Here is a 17,813-nt window from a genome sequence, read left to right on the forward strand (position 1 = left end):
CGTTTTCTTTGTAAAGATTAACTTATATTTTTACGAATGTTCGAAATACATTGTTTTTCAGATTTTTAACTCATATAATTTCATCTAAACACAATTTTTGAGGGGTGGACAGTACTATGAAAGAAATTCAAGTGGGTTTATTAGGTCTTGGGACAGTTGGTAGTGGTGTAGTTCGTATTATTACAGATCATCAAGAGCGACTTATACATCAAGTAGGTTGTCCTGTAAAAGTAACGAAAGTGTTGGTACAAAACATTGAGAAAGAGAGGGATGTTGAGGTACCTTCTACTTTATTAACACAAGATGCAAATGAAATTTTAGATAATTCAAATATTGATGTGGTTATTGAAGTAATGGGTGGCATTGATGATGCAAAATCATATATTTTACAAGCTTTAAGAAGTGGGAAACATGTTGTAACTGCAAATAAAGATTTAATGGCATTACATGGGGCTGAATTATTAGCAACAGCAAAAGCGAATAAGGCTGATCTGTTTTATGAAGCTAGTGTAGCCGGAGGGATTCCGATTTTGCGAAGTATCGTAGAAGGACTTTCTTCAGATCTTATTACGAAAGTAATGGGAATTGTAAATGGAACAACAAATTTTATTTTGACGAAAATGTCAGACGAAGGGAGAGCATATAACGACGTGTTAAAAGAAGCCCAACAACTTGGATTTGCAGAAGCAGATCCAACATCAGACGTAGAAGGTTTAGATGCGGCAAGAAAAATGACGATTTTAGCTACTCTCGGTTTCTCTACAAATGTAGAGCTTGGAGACGTGAAGGTAAAAGGAATTACTTCTATTACAGAAGAAGACATTGAATATAGTAAGAGTTTAGGGTATACGATTAAATTAATCGGTCTTGCAAAGCGAGATGGTGAAAAACTTGAGGTTACAGTTGAACCAACGTTACTTCCAAATACACATCCTCTTGCGGCAGTACAAAACGAATATAACGCTGTGTATGTGTATGGTGAAGCAGTTGGGGAAACAATGTTTTATGGCCCAGGTGCAGGAAGCTTACCAACAGCAACAGCTGTTGTTTCCGATTTAGTAGCTGTAATGCAAAATATTAGATTAGGTGTAAATGGAAATAGTGCGGTATCGCCGCAGTATAAAAAGGTATTAAAAGAGCCAGATGAAATTGTTGTGAAGAAATTTTTAAGACTTCATGTAAAAGACGAAATTGGTGTATTTGCAAAAATTACATCATTGTTCTCTGAGCGTGGTGTTAGCTTTGAGAAAATTATTCAAATGCCGCTTGAAGAGAAAGGAAAAGCAGAAATTGTAATTGTAACGCATCGAGCTTCTCTTGCGGATTATGATTATATTCTACATACATTGCAAGGGTATGAAGAAATAGATTGTGTGAAGGCAAATTATCGGATTGAAGGGGATGCTAAGTAGTATCTTCTTATCATAAAAAAGAAAGAACCTATTAAGCAGCTTGCTTGATAGGTTCTTTTTTGTTTAAAATTTGCGTGCCGATTTGGATAAATGCTTGAATAATCCAACCTGTTGTAAAGGATAAGATGATTGTTCCAAAGTAGATTGGTCCATCTAACAAGAAGCTCAATGTTAAAAATAAAAAGGCTAATGAAATTTCTGTTTTTCTAAATGTCCATTTTTTCTTCTCAGCAACCGTTAAAACGAAAGCTTCTTGAGGTGCTGCGCAAAGATTTGTAGAGACGTAAAGACCAATCCCAGCTCCGACGAATAGATTTCCGCAAATAAGTGTTATATATTTTGGAAGAGAGCGGATAGCGTCCATAATAGTTGTAATGGAACCAATCCAATCAACAAAAAGAGAAATAAGAATCATCGTTACAATTGTTCCGATAGTAATTTGTTTTTTATTCCAAAAGAGTACGATAAGTGTAAATGCAAAATTAATCATGAAAATCCAAAAACCAATACTTATCCCGAAATTTTGATATAGTGCAATAAAGAAGGAATCATAAGGGCTAAGTCCAAAGGAAGTAATTGTTGTCATCATATTAATGCCGATGGAGAGAATGAGTAAACCGCCAATGAAAAATATATATTCTAATTTAAATCGAAGCATAGTTGTATATCCTTTCTAAATGTATTTGCTAGGAAAGGATATATTGTGGAAAGCTTACCAGGTCAAGTGAGAATTTTTGCGAGAAGAGGAGAATGAGATGACGAATATAAGAAAGATTGCTGAACTTGCTGGAGTATCCGTTTCAACTGTTTCACGTGTACTGAATAATCATCCATATGTGAATGAACAGAAACGAAAAGAAATTTTAGCAATTATAGAAGAATTAAATTATACGCAAAACGTGAATGCAATCCATTTAGTGAAAGGAAAAACGAATGTAATTGGAGTGCTATTACCACACGTAAATGATCAATATTATAGCGCTATTATTGAGGGGATATCAAAGGAAACCGCAAAGAAAAATTACAATATGATGCTTTGTCAGACGAACTATAGTGAGGAAAGAGAATTAGAAATTTTGAACATGTTAAAAATGAAGAAACTTGATGGAGTTATTATATGTTCGCGGGCGAATAGTAAGGAGAAGCTTGAAGAATATACGAAATTTGGTCCAATTGTAACATGTGAAGAAATAGATTCAACATATATTTCAAGTGTACATATTGATTACTATAAAGTGTTTTCACAAGGGATGAAAAGCTTAATAGATGCTGGTCATACACGTATTGGTTATTGCATCGGAAGAAGTAATAGCATAAATAGCGAAAGACGAAAAAAAGCGTATGAGGATTCGCTTGGGCAAATTAAGGTGACACCGTTACATGATTGGAAGTTTAAAGGTTGTTTTACAGTAGAAGATGGACGTAATGTAGTTAGGGAGTGGGTTTGTATGTCTGTAAAACCGACAGCGTTTCTTGTATCTTGTAACCATATTGCAGCGGGGATGGTAACAGAAGCAAAAAAACAAGGAATCCGTATTCCAGAGGATATCACGATTATTGGATGTGATGATCAAGAAGTGGCAAATATATTGGGGATAACAACGATTTCGCATCCTAGTAAAAATGTTGGAGTGAAAGCGTTTGAATTATTATATGAAAAGGTTAATGAAGAAAAATTAGATGTGAAGCATATAGAGTTATTACCAGAGTTAGTAGATAGAGAAACGACATAATTGAGAAGGTGTGAAAATCGCTTTTCAAAATTTCGTTTGGTATAATTATGGACAATCTATGAGGGCTAAAAGGGGTTTTGATATGAGATCAAAAGTAGTAAAAGTAATTCTACTCATTACAATTGCATCTTTCTGTTTATTTGCATACGGTTTTGTTTCGGGTGTAAATGATGTATTAAATCCGACAGCTTCAAACTTAGTTAAGAAAAACGACGTAGTGGCAAAAGAGAAAAAGAAAACAGGAACTTTACAAATCGTTAGTTTAGGTGATTCATTAACACGTGGCGTTGGTGATAAAGAAGGAATTGGCTATATTGGACGAATGAAAGAAGATTTACAAAAAGATTATAAGCAAAAGGTTGCATTAACAAACTTAGCAGTTAGTGGTGCGAAAATGCCTGACTTATTAAAACAAATTGAGAGTAGTGGTGCTCAATATTCAATTAAGCAAGCAGATGTAATCGTTTTAACAATTGGAGGGAATGATTTATTTCCAGGTTGGGAATCGCTTGGAAAGATAGATTTAGAGACGTATCGCCCTGATACGGAAACATTTCAAAGTGAAGCGAAGAAAATTATAGAAGAAATTCGTAAAGTAAATACAGATAGCCCTATTTTTTGGCTCGGTTTATACAATCCTTTTGAAGATGTAGAAGATTTAAAAGGGTCTTCAAACATTGTTGTGGACTGGAATGCATCTTTAGAGAAATTAGCGTTAACTGATAAAAATGTGTATATTACACCGACATTTGATTTATTCCAAAACCGCGGCAAAGATTTATTATACTCTGATCATTTTCATCCGAATGAAGTTGGTTACACATATATGGCAGAACGCTTAGTTCAAAATGTTGCAAGTAAATTAAAACTAGAACAAGGAGGGGTAAAATGACGACGATACTTTCCGTGCGAGACTTGAAGAAAGTAATTGGGAAGAAGACACTTGTAGAGAATATTTCCTTTGATGTGAAGCAAGGAGAAGTATTTGGATTCTTAGGACCCAATGGTGCCGGAAAAACGACTACTATCCGGATGCTAGTCGGACTGATTAAAGCGACAGAGGGCACGATTTCTATTGGCGGTTATTCTATTAAGGAAAATTTCAGAGAAGCGATGCGTCAAATTGGGAGTATCGTTGAAAACCCAGAACTGTATACATATTTAACGGGATGGGAAAATTTAAAACAATTTGCCCGTATGTTAGGTGATATATCAGATGAACGTATTATTGAAATTGCTCAAATGGTTCATTTGGATGAAAGAATTCACGATAAGGTAAAAACATATTCACTCGGTATGAAACAGCGTCTTGGCATTGCCCAAGCGCTTCTTGGAAACCCGAAATTGCTCATATTAGATGAGCCAACAAATGGTTTAGATCCAGCTGGAATTAGAGAACTTAGGGAATTTATACATAAGCTTGTGAAAGAAGAAAATATGAGTGTGTTTATTTCAAGTCATTTGCTAAGCGAAGTACAAATGATATGTGATCGTGTTGCTATTATTCATAAAGGGAAAATGATAACAGTTGCAACGATCGAAGAATTGATTAAAACAGCAAGTGATCGCGTAGAATGGACCGTTACGCCGATTGGAAAAGCAAAGGATATGCTAGAAGATGCTGAAGAGGTAAGAGAAGTGAGTGTAGAGGGTGAACGATTATTATGTCGCATGGATGTTGCGTCTATAAGTAGCTGGAATAAATACTTTGTAGAAAATGGGATAAATGTACATAGTGTTAAGGAGCTTGTGTTTACGCTAGAAGATTTATTTATTGAACTCACAAGGGGTGAGCAGCATGCGTGAATTTGCGAATCTAGTTTTAAATGAATCAGAAAAGATTTATCGTAAGAAACGTATTTTTGTTGTCATGCTTATTTTAGCAATCTTAATCCCACTTTTTGTGTATGCGCAGTATCGTGAAATAGAGACGACACAAAAAAGGCTAGGTACAACGGATTGGAAAGTATCATTGCAGCAGCAAATTGTTGATTCTCAAAACCGTTTGAATAACTCTAGATTGCCAGAAGAATGGCGTGATTGGCTAAAAGTAAGAGTGGAACAACAACAATATTATTTGGATCATGATATTAATCCGATGGCACCAGGAGCGCCGACTTTTGTAAGAGCATTCATCGAGCAAGGGATTACATTGTTTATTCCACTTCTCGTCATGATTGTTGCTATTGATATTGTTTCAGGAGAACGAAGTGATGGGACGATGAAGATGCTGCTTACTCGGCCAATCCGGCGCTGGAAAATACTTCTTAGTAAGTATGTGACGATGTTATTTTTTATTTCTCTCATATTACTCCTTGTCGGTGTATTTGCTTACGTATTATCTGGGCTTGTATTTGGATACTCGGGATGGAATTTACCTGTTTTAACAGGGTTTGTTATTGATAAAGAGACGTTAAATACAAATTTTGTACATCTTATTCCACAGTGGCAGTATATTTTAATGGCGTATGGACTAGCTTGGTTTGTTGCTATCGTTGTCGGAACTATATCATTTATGGTCTCTGTTTTAATTCGTAATACACCAGCTGGAATGGGTGTTATGTTAGCTGCTTTAATCGCAGGCGGCATTTTAAGTTCATTCGCGACGTCTTGGGAAGGTGCGAAATACATTTTTAGTGTGAACTTATCGCTAACGGATTACTTATCAGGAAAGCTGCCTGCATTACAAGGACTATCAATGGGATTTTCTTTAATGAATTTAACAGTTTGGGCAGTTGTTTCTCTTATCATTTCATTTGTAGTATTTACAAAGCAGGATATGGTGAACTAATCGGACAGGAAGTGAAGGCATGGAAAATGTTTTAAAGAATGATTGGAGGCCACTATTGGCATCAGAGTTTGAGAAAGAATATTATCGTACTTTAGCTGATTTCTTGAAAGAAGAGTACGGTACACATGTTGTTTATCCAAAAGTAGAAGATATATTTAATGCTCTCCAGTATACGAGTTATGAAAATACGAAGGTTGTTATTTTAGGACAAGATCCCTATCACGGACCAAATCAAGCACATGGTTTAAGCTTTTCTGTACAACCAGGTATTAAAACGCCACCGTCGTTGTTAAATATGTATAAAGAACTGCGAGATGAATATGGTTATGACATTCCGAATAACGGCTATTTAGTAAAATGGGCAGAGCAAGGAGTTTTATTATTAAATACGGTATTAACGGTTCGGCAAGGCGAAGCGAATTCTCATAAAGGAAAAGGGTGGGAGCACTTCACAGATCGTGTGATTGAACTGTTGAATGAGCGTGAAAAACCAGTTATTTTCATATTGTGGGGACGCCACGCACAGGCGAAGAAGAAGTTAATTACGAATACGAATCACCATATTATCGAATCCGTACATCCAAGTCCATTATCAGCAAGACGAGGTTTCTTTGGCAGTAAACCGTACTCTAAAGTAAATACGATTTTAGCTAATATGGGTGAAAAAGAAATTGATTGGGAAATTTCAAATTTATAAAATGAAACTTTAATCAGTGGAGATTTTGTTTATCCCCTTACTGGTTATCAGCCTACAAATAGCGGGATAAATAGAAAAGGTAGTTAACAGTCGTTAACTACCTTTTTATTATTGTTGTTCGTTTTTTAGTTTTGCATCTAGTACAAATGTACCGAATGGGATAACGGATGAAACGAATGCCCCAAGTGCCCATAAAATGGATTTACGGTGTACGATTGTTACTTGGATTACTGCAAAGATGAATAGAATAAACAGAACACCATGAGCCATGCCTGTAATTTTAACAGCAGTTGCAAACCCTGCGAAATATTTTAATGGCATTGCTACAAATAATAGTAATAGGAAAGAAATACCCTCGATTAAGCCGATCGCTCTTAATCGTCCAATTGGTGTAGATAACATGAAGTAGCCTCCTTTAACGTATGCTTGTATAGTAAATTTGTATTCTTTTTCAAAATAAAATAGTCTATTTTGTTTCATTATATACAAAAAGAAAGTTTACACTACGAGAATAGTGCAAAGTTCAAAATATAGTCACAAAAGAATGGTAATTTAAATAAAAACCTATTTGAAGTATTTGACTTCAAATAGGTTTTATGAATGAAAATATTAAACAAGTACTTCCGTTTTTAAAACGAATTTCTCTACAACTTTTGCAACGCCATCGTTCATATTTGTATCTGTTACGTAGTTTGCAATTTCTTTAATATCATCAGGTGCATTGCCCATTGCAACACCAAGACCTGCAAATTCAATCATCGCCTGATCGTTATAGCTATCGCCCATTGCGATAACTTCTTCACGCTTAATGCCAAGCTTTTGGATCAGTTTGTTTAAGCTCGTTCCTTTTGTAACACCGGCTTCAGTAAATTCTAAGAAGAATGGTTTCGAACGCATCACGCTTAATTGGCCTTCTAGTTGTTTTTGCAGTTTCTTTTCAACTTCAACAAGGCGTTCAGCCTCTTTATTCATTAATACTTTTACTACAGGCTCTTTAACTGCGGCTTTAAAATCATCTACTACAACGATTGGCATACCAGTAATATCGCCTTCAATTTCAGTATAAGGATTATTTTCTTCCGTTACGATATCATCGCCCATATAAGTATGAATCCATACATCTTCAGTTTTACTAATTTCAAATAGGTTGTGAACGATTTCAGGAGATAGCGTACTACTAAAGATTTCTTCATTTGTTTTACAATTAATAATTTTTGCGCCATTAAAAGATAGAATGAAACTGCCGTATTCTTCTAAACGAAGTTCTTTGGCTACATTGCGCATACCAAACGTTGGACGTCCAGAAGCAAGTACAACCTTTACCCCTTGCTCTTGTGCAGTCATTAACGCTTCTTTCGTACGAGGTGAAATGGTATGGTCATCGCGTAATAAAGTATCATCTAGATCTAAAACAATCATTTTATAAGTCATATTGAAAATTCCCTTCTTTATTTAAATAGAAATACATGTTCATGAAGATGTTAAGGAATAATAGTAAGACATCGAACTTCTTCGGAAAGAAGTGGATAAATTATCATAGGCGTATTGCCTATGATAATTTATCGTAACAACTCTACAGGTAGAGTGCAATAATGGAAGTTTTCCAATTTACGATAGTTGTTTTTCATTAGAGCGAGAAAATAATATTTCCAGTAAGATAGCCATTACAGATCCAAGAACGAGACCATTACTTAAAAATGATGCTAGAAATGGTGGGAGCGTAGAAAATGCTCCTGCTGGGACGAACATAACGCCAACCCCAGTGAAGATGGAAAGGCCGGCTACTTTAAATAATCGTTCTTTATTTTGGACAGTATCGTATTCGCGAAAAGCGAGACCAATCATACTTGCGAATACAGGATAAATGGCAGCATATCCGACTGCAACTGGGATTGCTGCAAAGAATGATGTGATCTTTGGAAATATACTAATGAAAATAATAAAACTTGAACCTAACATAAATGGGAGTCGTTTATAAATATTAGTCGTTGCAATAAATCCTGCTGATCCAGAAATGGCGACTGGCCCAATAGCTGAAAATAGACCGCCTAGCACTTGGTTTATTCCTGTTATAATTCCTGCTTGTTTGAAGCGATTCTCAGCGGGATTTTCTTCGTACTTAGAAACCACCCTCTGTACAACACGAATACTTGCTAACATATTTGTGAGAAGTAGTAACGTGACAAAAACGACTGTAATTGCCATATTCCATTCAATACGAGGCATTCCAAAAACAAATAGAGATGGCAGACGAATTATGTCTGTCACAGGTGTTATTGGATTAGATAATCCGAAGCATGCAAACAAAATCCAGCCGCAGACGATACTGAAAAGAACAGAATATTGTCCAATAATAGGTAGCTTCATAATGAAAAAGGATAGTAAAATAACAATGAGTGAAAGAATAAATACGTCAGCTTGTACTTCCGTATGTTGTCCATCAAGACCAAACATGCCTTTTAAGAAGGAGCCACTAAGCTGTGCGACAAGAAGAAATAAATATGTACCAATGACTGTCGGTGTAAAGTAGCGAACGAGTTTGTCGATAAGTCCAAAAACGCTAAGAATAATACAAATGATTCCACTTAATAGGAAGGCGTACTGAAGGACTTTAAGTGTTTCATTGCTTGATCCAAATAATACGACGCCTAAACTTGCATAAAGGGAGAAAATTCCCCACCAAAGGCCAGCAGGTCCTTCTTGAATAGGAAGTTTATGACCAAATATAGCCTGGAGTAGGCCAGCAAAGCCAAGAACAAATAATGTTCTTTGTACAAACGCGATAGCTTCAGCGCCATCGAGACCATAACTAGTTGCGACGCTAATGGGTACAATAAGGCTTCCAGCTAAAATAAATAGTGCCCATTGTAAGGCGGAAAGAAATGTCTTCATTATATCAACCTCTTTCATAGATTCCGTTTCTAGTATATACGTATTTTATTTCCGCTGGCAAAGATTGTAGATAGAGAAAAGAGTTGAAACATGATATGAATGCACGTAAGCAATTATGGATAGCAGTTATATGTATGACTTTTGTCGTAATGCTAGGAACACTAGGATTTATGACAATTGAAGAAATTAGTTTGTTTCAGGCATTTTGGATGACGATGATTACTGTATTGACGGTTGGATATGGAGATGCGGTACCTATAACGCAGGCGGGGAAAGTATTTGCACTTCTCATTATTCCTGTTGGAGTCGGTATTGTTACGTATGCAATCGGGGTAGTGGCAGCTATGATTATTGAAGGGAACCTATTTCATGCAGTACGGAGGAAGAAGATGGATAAACAAATAGCACAGTTGCAAAATCATATTATAGTGTGTGGTTGCGGTAGAGTGGGGCTCCAAGTTGTACATGAATTACAGGAGAAGAAAATTCCATTTGTCGTGGTGGATAAGGATGAAAGTATATTGGAACAGGAAAAACTTTTGTATGTACACGGGGATGCAACGGAAGATCAAGTGTTACATCATGCTGGAATTTCAAAAGCAGCGGGTTTAGTTGCTATTGTTGCCAATGATGCTGAAAATGTATTTATTACATTAACAGCGAGAGGATTAAACGACACAATTAAAATTGTTGCGAGAGCTGAAAAGCCAGAAACCGAAGAAAAATTAAGGCGTGCTGGTGCAAATAAAGTTATTAATCCATCTAGTATGGCAGGGATTCATATTGCAAAAGGTATTGCGAATCCGCTAACAGTTCATTATATTGATACAGTACTGTATGGAATAGATCAGTCATTTGTAATTGAAGAAATTTCAGTCGGAAAAGATTCTATCTTAACTAGTAAATCGTTACTAGAGAGTGATGTGAGGAATCAATTTGATGTGACAATTTTAGCGATTTTAAGAAATGGGGATATTATACATAATCCAACGGGGCAGGAAAAACTGCAAGAACGTGATATGATAATAGTATTTGGTTCAGTTGAGAAGCTGGGACAATTTGAGAAAGAACTACAAAGTAAGAGGTGACAAGGAATGCAAATATCGAGCGAAAAGATTTTAAATAAAATGGCAAATGAAGTTGCAAAGGCAAAAAGTAGTGAAGGTCAAAAATCAAAAGAGCATTTATTAGTTGTGCGAGCATTATGTGATTTATTATTAGATGAACAAGTGGAATCCCACACGTATAGAGAGCCGCAAGTTCAATCACAAATAATTGGATCGCAGCCTATGACAACAGTCCAACCGGTTATGCCAGTTTCTGGAGAACCAGTATATATAAAAGAAGATGATGCAAACGGTAATTCTTTATTAGATTTTTAGGAGATAAATCGTTTGGCTTATATGTAAAAATTGCTTATGATAAAAGTAAAAAAGGGGAATTAGAATGAAAATTTTCTTTTTACTAGGTTGTATTGCAGCGGGGCTATCTGTTGCGTTAGGAGCCTTTGGAGCACACGGTTTAGAGAATAAAATTTCTGCAAAAATGTTAGAAGTTTGGAAAACAGGCGTTACATATCAAATGTTTCATGCAGGTGGACTATTTGTAGTTGCTTTATTGATGGATAAGATTCAATCATCACTTTTAACTACTGCTGGTTGGCTAATGGTAGCTGGGATTATTATGTTCTCAGGTAGTTTGTATGCATTAAGTACGACAGGCATTAAGTTCTTTGGTCCAATTACACCTCTTGGTGGTGTAGCGTTTATTGTGGCGTGGATTCTAGTAGGGACTGCGGTTGTAAAAGGATTATAAAAAACAAAAGCTGGCATTTGCCAGCTTTTTTTTATGGTCTTGGAGCATAAGTTGCTTGTTGACTAGGCAAATACGTAATTTCTTCTGGAAATTCTACGTAATCTAAGTAAATCATTAGTAGTAAATAACGTTTTCCTGATTGTGGTTCACTAATAACGATATGATCACGACCAGCTGCTTCAATAATACCTGTATAAGATTGTGTACCAAGAGAACTGCCACGCTCATAGGTCATTACAACTGTGGCTTGCTTACCCTTGTTTAAACGGAGGATATTTTCAATATATGATTGTTCTAATGGTAACATACCCTGAGAAACTGCAGCTTGAGCTGCTTGTTGCTGCATTGCTTGTTGTTGCATTGCCTGCTGTTGTTGTTGAGTCATTTGTTGCGGTTGTACGTAAGTTCCAGATGGTTGATAGAAACCTGTTCCGTAATACGGATTTTGTTGCTGTGCCATTCAAAAATCCCTCCTCATTATTAATCCTTAATATACGCCAGGACAATCCTCACCAGATGGCTGGAAGAAGCAGTGCTTTTTGAAGCGACCAGAGTTCTGTTGATTATACCAAGTTGGCGGACAAGGGCCTTCGGGTCTAAAAAACCATAAGGAAAAATTGGCAGGCCAAAAACGTTGTCCTTGAATCGTTCGCCTTGCTAATGCGATATCTTGTTCTCTCGCACGCTGATAGAAATACCCTTTTTGAGTTGCCTCAAAACCACCAGGATTTTGATAAACCATTTGACGTAAATTACGTATTTTTTTAAAATCTAAACAATTTCCGCGGACACGATTTACCCCAACGTTTCCGACCATTAACATTCCTTGTTGCCCTTCTCCTTCAGCTTCAGCACGCATCAGTCTAGCTAATAACTTTACATCTTCTTCGTTATAAGCAATAACACCCATTATGTGTCACCTCTCTTTTTGGAATACCTTTTGGAAAGAGGTTTATTTCTAGATGAAGTGTGGAACGATTACTAGTTCATACGTATGAGAAAAAGGACTCAGATATGACAACCAAACGAAGTTTTACATGTAGAGAGAAAATAAAAAAAGCTAGCTCGCGCTAGCTTTTTTATTAAAACACTTTAGACCATAATCCTGAGAAGAAATCACCAACTGAACGCATCGTTAACACGAACCAATTTGCTTTTTCAACTTCTTCTGTCGCTTTTGCAGTAACTTTCATACTTTTACTGCCGTCTAAGAAACCGTATTTATTATCAGTTGATTCTAAAACGATTGAACCGACCTTAGCATCTTTTTTAATCGGGGCAACTAAATGTCCATCTTCAGCGATGGATTTATCTGCTTCGGTCTCAATTTTATAAGGTGCCTTGCTACCTTTTTTCGCAATTACTGTTATTTCTTTTTCAGGTGCAACGGTTACTTGATCTTCTTGCCCTTTTACTACAGAGATTGTGTTATTTTTATCAACCTTTAGCTTTTGTTTTTCGAAGTTATTAAATCCGTATTCGATTAATTCACGGGATTCTGTGAATCGCTCGTCCATTGATTTTGTTTTAATAATAACCGAGATAAGACGTAAATCACCGCGTTTCGCAGTAATAGTAAATCCATATCCAGCTGTATCAGAACTTCCTGTTTTTAAACCATCAGTACCTTCATAAGCGAAGGCAGCTCCTGGTAACATCCAGTTCCAGTTTTCCATACGAATTGGTTTTGGATGATTGTCTGGGAAGTTTCTAAATCTTTGTTTTGTATCCTCTAGCATTTCTGGATACTTTGTAATAATTGTTTTTGAAAGAATACCCATATCGCGAGCTGACATGGAGTTTTCTCCATTAGGGTCAGTACCTTCCGGATGTTTCCCTTTTAAATCAGCATTATTTAAACCAGTAGAGTTTACAAATTTATATTTCTTTAACCCTAGTTTTTTTGCATGTTCATTTGCTAGATTTAAGAAGTTCTTCTCACTTCCTGCAAGTAGCTCTGCTAAAGCAATACTAGACCCGTTTGCAGAGAAGATAACAATAGAATGATATAATTCTTTTACGGTATATTGACGTCCTTTCTCAAATGGCACGTTAGAGAATTCGTTATTACGAGAGACTTCATAAGCGTAATCGGAAATATTTACTTTCGTATCCCAAGTGATTTTCCCTTCTTTAATTGCTTCTAAAACAGCGTAAACAACAATTAATTTTGACATACTAGCAATAGCTAGTAGTTCATCTGGATTTTGTTCATGCAGTATTTTCCCTGTATCTGCATCAAATAGAAGTGCAGCAGCGGCTTCTATTTGTATTTTTTCTTCCGCATGGGATGTTGTTACTCCTAAGGAAGAAATTGACAATAGAAGCGCTAGTAAAATAGACAAGATTTTCTTCATATAAATTATCACCTTCGCATCGTTATTAGCATATAGCTCGTACCATTTTAGCATGAATTTGGATATAGAAAAGTTACAATTTTGTAAGGGATTTGTCGATTTTTGTTCAAATTTGAGGAAAAAAGAAGTTTTTTGAAAAGAAATATAGAAGGAAATAAAAAAAGGAACGAATTTCGTCCCTTTTTCAATATTATATGTGTAAAAATTTCTCTACTTTTTCGTCTGGTAAGATGTTTCCAACGAAGAATGTTCCGAATTCACCATAACGAGCACTTACTTCATCGAAGCGCATTTCGTATATAAGTTTCTTAAATTGAAGAACATCGTCAGCGAATAATGTTACGCCCCACTCGAAATCATCGAATCCAACAGATCCTGAAATAACTTGGCGTACTTTCCCTGCGTATTGGCGACCAATCTTGCTGTGGCTGTACATCATTTTTTTACGCTCTTCCATAGGAAGCATGTACCAGTTGTCATCACCTTGGCGACGCTTATCCATTGGATAGAAGCAAATATGATTTGCTTTCGGTAATTCAGGATATAAGCGAGCTAAAATTTGTGGATTTTGATATGGATCTTCATCAGCTGGAAGGTAGTTGCTTAGTTCAACAACAGATACGTAAGAATATGCAGGAACCATATATTCAGCTAATGTTGTTTTATTCAATTCTGTCTCAATTTCATTTAATTCTTCCATTGTTGGACGTAAAATCATAAGCATAATATCAGCTTTTTGGCCAACAACTGTATACATTGCATGACTGCCTTTTTTTGCAGTAGCTACTTCGTTCCATTTTTCAACGACATTTAAAAATTCAGACACTGCTTGTCCGCGCTCGTCGCTAGATAATGTTTTCCATGCAGCCCAATCAATAGAACGTAAATCATGTAAACAATACCAGCCATCTAACGTTGTTGTTGCTTCACTCATTCTATTCACCTCAGTTAATGATAGTTTTACACGTTAACTATAGCATATATAGTTTTAAAATCATCTATATAAAACTTCAGCGCATAAAATTGTCACATTTAAAGGAAAGAGGAGCCCTTAAATGGGCTGGATTTCATGGCTGAATTTTATGAAAAAATAATCATTTTCATTTTATCTATTTTTTAGGAGCTATAAGTTTAAAATATAGAGGAAAAGCAGTATTCTTAAAGATAGAGTTTTTTAACATTTGTAGGAGGGTTTATTCGTGAGCAATTTATTTACAACAGTAAAAGAAAAAGTTCAAGGAAAAGGCATTTCTATCGTACTTCCTGAAGGAACTGATGAAAGAATTTTAGGCGCTGCAGAGCGTTTAGCAAAAGAAGAGTTAGTAAAACCAATCTTAGTTGGTAATAAAGAAGAAATTAGCGCAAAAGCTGCTAGCATGAATTTAACATTAGCAGGCGTTGATATTTACGACCCAGCTACATATGAAGAAATGGATGCAATGGTAGCATCTTTCGTTGAACGCCGTAAAGGTAAAGCAACAGAAGAAGACGCTCGCAAAATCCTTAAAGACGAAAACTACTTCGGCACAATGCTTGTATACATGGGCAAAGCACACGGTTTAGTAAGTGGTGCAGCTCACTCTACAGCTGATACAGTTCGTCCAGCACTTCAAATTATTAAAACAAAACCAGGCGTTACAAAAACTTCTGGCGTATTCATCATGGTACGTGAAGAAGAGAAATATGTATTCGCTGATTGCGCAATTAACATTGCACCAAACAGCCAAGATTTAGCTGAAATCGGTATCGAAAGTGCGAAAACTGCTGAGTTATTCGGTATTGATCCACGCGTTGCTATGTTAAGCTTCTCTACAAAAGGTTCTGCGAAATCTCCAGAAACAGAAAAAGTTGTAGAAGCAACTCGCATTGCAAAAGAAATGGCTCCTGAGTTAACTTTAGATGGAGAATTCCAATTCGATGCTGCATTCGTACCATCTGTAGCTGAGAAAAAGGCTCCAGGTTCTACAATTAAAGGTGATGCTAACGTATTCGTATTCCCAAGCTTAGAAGCTGGTAACATCGGCTACAAAATCGCTCAACGCTTAGGTAACTTCGAAGCAGTAGGACCAATCTTACAAGGCTTAAACATGCCTGTAAATGACCTATCTCGTGGATGTAACGAAGAAGAAGTGTACAAGTTAGCTTTAATTACAGCAGCTCAAGCACTTTAATTCTAAAGTGAATTAATATGAAAAATGACCACCCTATTTCGTTTATAACGGAATGCGGGTGGTCATTTTTATTTTTCTAAGCCAAGTGCTTTATTATTACGATCAATAATACGTTGTAAATTCGTCTCATATAAAGGAATCTCATCTATTGTTAATTGAGATGGTGTTAACTTTGGAGCGAATTGTTGCAGTGTTTTTAAAAGACGTATCATTAAGTCTTGTACTGTAATGGTTTCGTCAAGTAATTCAGAGAGTGAGGCCATCGTACTAGGCACAATTTCAGGATACGTAAAGCGTGTTTCTTCGCCTTGAATTGCTACGTTGTAGAAATCACGAACGAGTGCGGCGCGCTTAGAGCCACTTCCTGTAGCGCAGAGATAAATTTGGACAGCGACACCACCACGAATACGGCGCTGTGAAATACCAGCGAATTTTTGATCGCGAATACTTAAATCGTAGCTACCAGGACAGTAAGAACCAACAATTTCTTTTGCCTCAATAGTAACATCGTAATCTTTTAACATTTCTTTAATTAAATGCCACATCGTATCGTATCCAAGATCAATATCGATACCTTTCTCTGTTTCTTGGAATAGAAGCGATACGTTTAAAACACCTTCATCTAATACGACCGCAAGTCCACCGGAATTACGAACGATGACATTGAAGTTGTTTTCTTTTAAAAAGGAAATACCTTCTTCTAAATGTGGTAGACGTGAATCTTGAATGCCAAGAACAATTGTATTGTGATGAACCCAAGAACGCATTGTTGCAGCTGATTGGCCATTTCCAATGCTTGTGCATAATGTGTCGTCCATTGCGAATGACTGAAGCGCATGGAATGTTGGTCCTAAACTAGACTGATCTACAATACGCCACTCCGGCTGAGATAAAATCGAACGGGAATTGCTCATATAATTAACCCCTTATCTTTAAAATGACAATCTCTATTATAGCAAAAATATAGAAAGATTCTAAAGTAGAAGAAGCGCATATGGTTGAAGTGAAATAATAAAAAGGATGCATTAGATGCATCCTTTTTATTCTGCAATTTTTTCTAAATTACCGTTTCGATCCATTCGGAAAGATGTTTGTGAACGTTCCTCATCATCCATTACAGCCAATTTACGAGCTCGGTTCATAATATTCATAAGTGTTTCGTAATCTTCTTGTACAGTATGAGATTGCTTTTCTAATTTTTCTAGTTTCTTTTCCAGCTCTTCATTTCGTAGCATTTGGCCTTTAATTTCTTGTTTCAATCTCGTATTCTCGTTTTCAAGAGCTGTTACTTTTATATTTGAAGATCCGACTGTTTGTAAAAAGTAAATAACATCTTGCATTGTTATAGAGACTTTTGAAACGGGAACAGTAGGTTCTTGATATGGGCTAGCTTCTTTATATTGTACAGTTGTTTCTTCTTGTAATAGTTCTTCATAATCCACCATCGCTTCTGAAGCGGGTGGTGTATAAAGTAAACGTTTTTTGGCTTGTTCACCGCTTGCAGCACGCATTTTATCTTTACGATGTTTTTTTGCTAGTTGAAGAGCTTGTTCATAACTATAGCGAACAACAGCATTCCAACGGAAACCACAAGCAGCCGATGTACGATTTAACTGATCTCCGACTTCTTCAAATGCATTTAATTGAGTACTTCCTTCTCGAACATGACGCAGTACAGTTTCAGCAAGTAATAAATCATCTTCGTCCGTCCAAGCATCCTGTCTTACTTTCATAGATTCAACTCCCTTTCTTTTTATGAACTTCCTATTTTTATAATGGGCAAAAAAACGAGCTTTTATACAAAGCTTTTAAAAATATGGTAGATTTCGATGGAAGGGAAAAATTTCCCCATGAATGATGAGAGGTTCTGTAGGAGAGTATATAAATTATATAGAGAGTAGGCTATGTAGGGAGACTTGCAACGAGCTTCAAAGAACGGTAAAAT

20 protein-coding genes are annotated in these 17,813 nt (G+C 36.2%); 10 read left to right on the plus strand and 10 right to left on the minus strand.

What is annotated here, in order from left to right; translation table 11 throughout:
• The first annotated feature begins 116 nt into the window (after positions 1 to 116).
• Positions 117 to 1,412 (plus strand): homoserine dehydrogenase, encoded by a 1,296-nt coding sequence (locus EUC40_RS00075; RefSeq protein ID WP_156573166.1) that lies wholly within the window; start codon positions 117 to 119, stop codon positions 1,410 to 1,412.
• A 31-nt stretch (positions 1,413 to 1,443) separates the two neighbouring features.
• On the opposite strand, the gene EUC40_RS00080 is transcribed toward EUC40_RS00075, so the two are convergent.
• Positions 1,444 to 2,070, minus strand: coding sequence for a YczE/YyaS/YitT family protein (locus EUC40_RS00080; RefSeq protein WP_000943422.1), 627 nt, complete (start codon positions 2,068 to 2,070; stop codon positions 1,444 to 1,446).
• A 97-nt stretch (positions 2,071 to 2,167) separates the two neighbouring features.
• On the opposite strand from EUC40_RS00080, the gene EUC40_RS00085 reads away from it, so the two are divergent.
• From EUC40_RS00085 to EUC40_RS00105, 5 genes are read left to right on the plus strand one after another with little or no spacing between them, the layout of a single operon-like run.
• Entirely contained in the window at positions 2,168 to 3,145 is a 978-nt protein-coding gene (locus tag EUC40_RS00085) for a LacI family DNA-binding transcriptional regulator (protein ID WP_156573167.1), read from the plus strand.
• Between the two features lie 10 nt (positions 3,146 to 3,155).
• Complete coding sequence (locus tag EUC40_RS00090; protein WP_116758497.1) at positions 3,156 to 4,037, plus strand: SGNH/GDSL hydrolase family protein; 882 nt, start codon at positions 3,156 to 3,158, stop codon at positions 4,035 to 4,037.
• Positions 4,034 to 4,951: an ABC transporter ATP-binding protein gene (locus EUC40_RS00095; RefSeq protein ID WP_000207725.1), complete on the plus strand. Its 918-nt coding sequence runs from the start codon at positions 4,034 to 4,036 to the stop codon at positions 4,949 to 4,951. The genes EUC40_RS00090 and EUC40_RS00095 overlap by 4 nt, the downstream gene beginning before the upstream one ends.
• Complete coding sequence (locus tag EUC40_RS00100) at positions 4,944 to 5,936, plus strand: DUF2705 family protein (protein ID WP_071710833.1); 993 nt, start codon at positions 4,944 to 4,946, stop codon at positions 5,934 to 5,936. Before EUC40_RS00095 ends, EUC40_RS00100 begins: the two co-directional genes overlap by 8 nt.
• A gap of 19 nt (positions 5,937 to 5,955) precedes the next feature.
• Positions 5,956 to 6,633, plus strand: coding sequence for a uracil-DNA glycosylase (locus tag EUC40_RS00105; RefSeq protein WP_000432543.1), 678 nt, complete (start codon positions 5,956 to 5,958; stop codon positions 6,631 to 6,633).
• Between the two features lie 108 nt (positions 6,634 to 6,741).
• On the opposite strand, the gene EUC40_RS00110 is transcribed toward EUC40_RS00105, so the two are convergent.
• From EUC40_RS00110 to EUC40_RS00120, 3 genes are all read right to left on the minus strand, one after another.
• Positions 6,742 to 7,035: a DUF3817 domain-containing protein gene (locus EUC40_RS00110; protein ID WP_000953390.1), complete on the minus strand. Its 294-nt coding sequence runs from the start codon at positions 7,033 to 7,035 to the stop codon at positions 6,742 to 6,744.
• 207 nt (positions 7,036 to 7,242) lie between these two features.
• On the minus strand, positions 7,243 to 8,064 hold the full coding sequence (locus EUC40_RS00115; RefSeq protein ID WP_000221383.1) for a Cof-type HAD-IIB family hydrolase: 822 nt from the start codon (positions 8,062 to 8,064) through the stop codon (positions 7,243 to 7,245).
• A gap of 177 nt (positions 8,065 to 8,241) precedes the next feature.
• Positions 8,242 to 9,525 carry a purine/pyrimidine permease gene (locus EUC40_RS00120; protein WP_000847039.1) on the minus strand — a complete coding sequence of 428 codons (1,284 nt, stop codon included), beginning with the start codon at positions 9,523 to 9,525 and terminating at the stop codon, positions 8,242 to 8,244.
• Between the two features lie 95 nt (positions 9,526 to 9,620).
• Here EUC40_RS00120 and EUC40_RS00125 point away from each other — a divergent pair, with 95 nt between their 5' ends.
• From EUC40_RS00125 to EUC40_RS00135, 3 genes are all read left to right on the plus strand, one after another.
• Positions 9,621 to 10,613 carry a potassium channel family protein gene (locus EUC40_RS00125; RefSeq protein WP_071710830.1) on the plus strand — a complete coding sequence of 331 codons (993 nt, stop codon included), beginning with the start codon at positions 9,621 to 9,623 and terminating at the stop codon, positions 10,611 to 10,613.
• Positions 10,614 to 10,619: 6 nt separating this feature from the next.
• Positions 10,620 to 10,907 carry a YwdI family protein gene (locus EUC40_RS00130; RefSeq protein ID WP_156573168.1) on the plus strand — a complete coding sequence of 96 codons (288 nt, stop codon included), beginning with the start codon at positions 10,620 to 10,622 and terminating at the stop codon, positions 10,905 to 10,907.
• Between the two features lie 64 nt (positions 10,908 to 10,971).
• On the plus strand, positions 10,972 to 11,340 hold the full coding sequence (locus EUC40_RS00135; RefSeq protein ID WP_000688311.1) for a DUF423 domain-containing protein: 369 nt from the start codon (positions 10,972 to 10,974) through the stop codon (positions 11,338 to 11,340).
• Between the two features lie 31 nt (positions 11,341 to 11,371).
• On the opposite strand, the gene gerQ is transcribed toward EUC40_RS00135, so the two are convergent.
• The 4 genes from gerQ to hemQ form a co-directional block, all read right to left on the minus strand.
• A complete protein-coding gene (gerQ, locus tag EUC40_RS00140) occupies positions 11,372 to 11,800 on the minus strand; it encodes a spore coat protein GerQ (RefSeq protein WP_071710829.1) in 429 nt (142 codons plus the stop codon).
• 27 nt (positions 11,801 to 11,827) lie between these two features.
• Complete coding sequence (gene cwlJ, locus EUC40_RS00145; RefSeq protein WP_000538163.1) at positions 11,828 to 12,250, minus strand: cell wall hydrolase CwlJ; 423 nt, start codon at positions 12,248 to 12,250, stop codon at positions 11,828 to 11,830.
• A 172-nt stretch (positions 12,251 to 12,422) separates the two neighbouring features.
• Positions 12,423 to 13,703, minus strand: a complete 1,281-nt coding sequence (locus EUC40_RS00150) for a serine hydrolase (protein WP_116758498.1) — start codon at positions 13,701 to 13,703, stop codon at positions 12,423 to 12,425.
• 184 nt (positions 13,704 to 13,887) lie between these two features.
• Complete coding sequence (gene hemQ, locus EUC40_RS00155) at positions 13,888 to 14,631, minus strand: hydrogen peroxide-dependent heme synthase (RefSeq protein ID WP_001287595.1); 744 nt, start codon at positions 14,629 to 14,631, stop codon at positions 13,888 to 13,890.
• A 265-nt stretch (positions 14,632 to 14,896) separates the two neighbouring features.
• Here hemQ and pta point away from each other — a divergent pair, with 265 nt between their 5' ends.
• Positions 14,897 to 15,868 (plus strand): phosphate acetyltransferase, encoded by a 972-nt coding sequence (gene pta / locus EUC40_RS00160; protein WP_000067215.1) that lies wholly within the window; start codon positions 14,897 to 14,899, stop codon positions 15,866 to 15,868.
• A 68-nt stretch (positions 15,869 to 15,936) separates the two neighbouring features.
• Here pta and lipL read toward each other — a convergent pair whose 3' ends face one another.
• Entirely contained in the window at positions 15,937 to 16,782 is an 846-nt protein-coding gene (lipL, locus tag EUC40_RS00165) for an octanoyl-[GcvH]:protein N-octanoyltransferase (RefSeq protein ID WP_156573169.1), read from the minus strand.
• Between the two features lie 126 nt (positions 16,783 to 16,908).
• A complete protein-coding gene (locus EUC40_RS00170) occupies positions 16,909 to 17,601 on the minus strand; it encodes an RsfA family transcriptional regulator (RefSeq protein WP_071710826.1) in 693 nt (230 codons plus the stop codon).
• Between the last annotated feature and the right edge of the window lie 212 nt (positions 17,602 to 17,813).

This window comes from Bacillus luti, assembly GCF_009739945.1.
Taxonomy (GTDB): Bacteria; Bacillota; Bacilli; order Bacillales; family Bacillaceae_G; genus Bacillus_A; species Bacillus_A luti.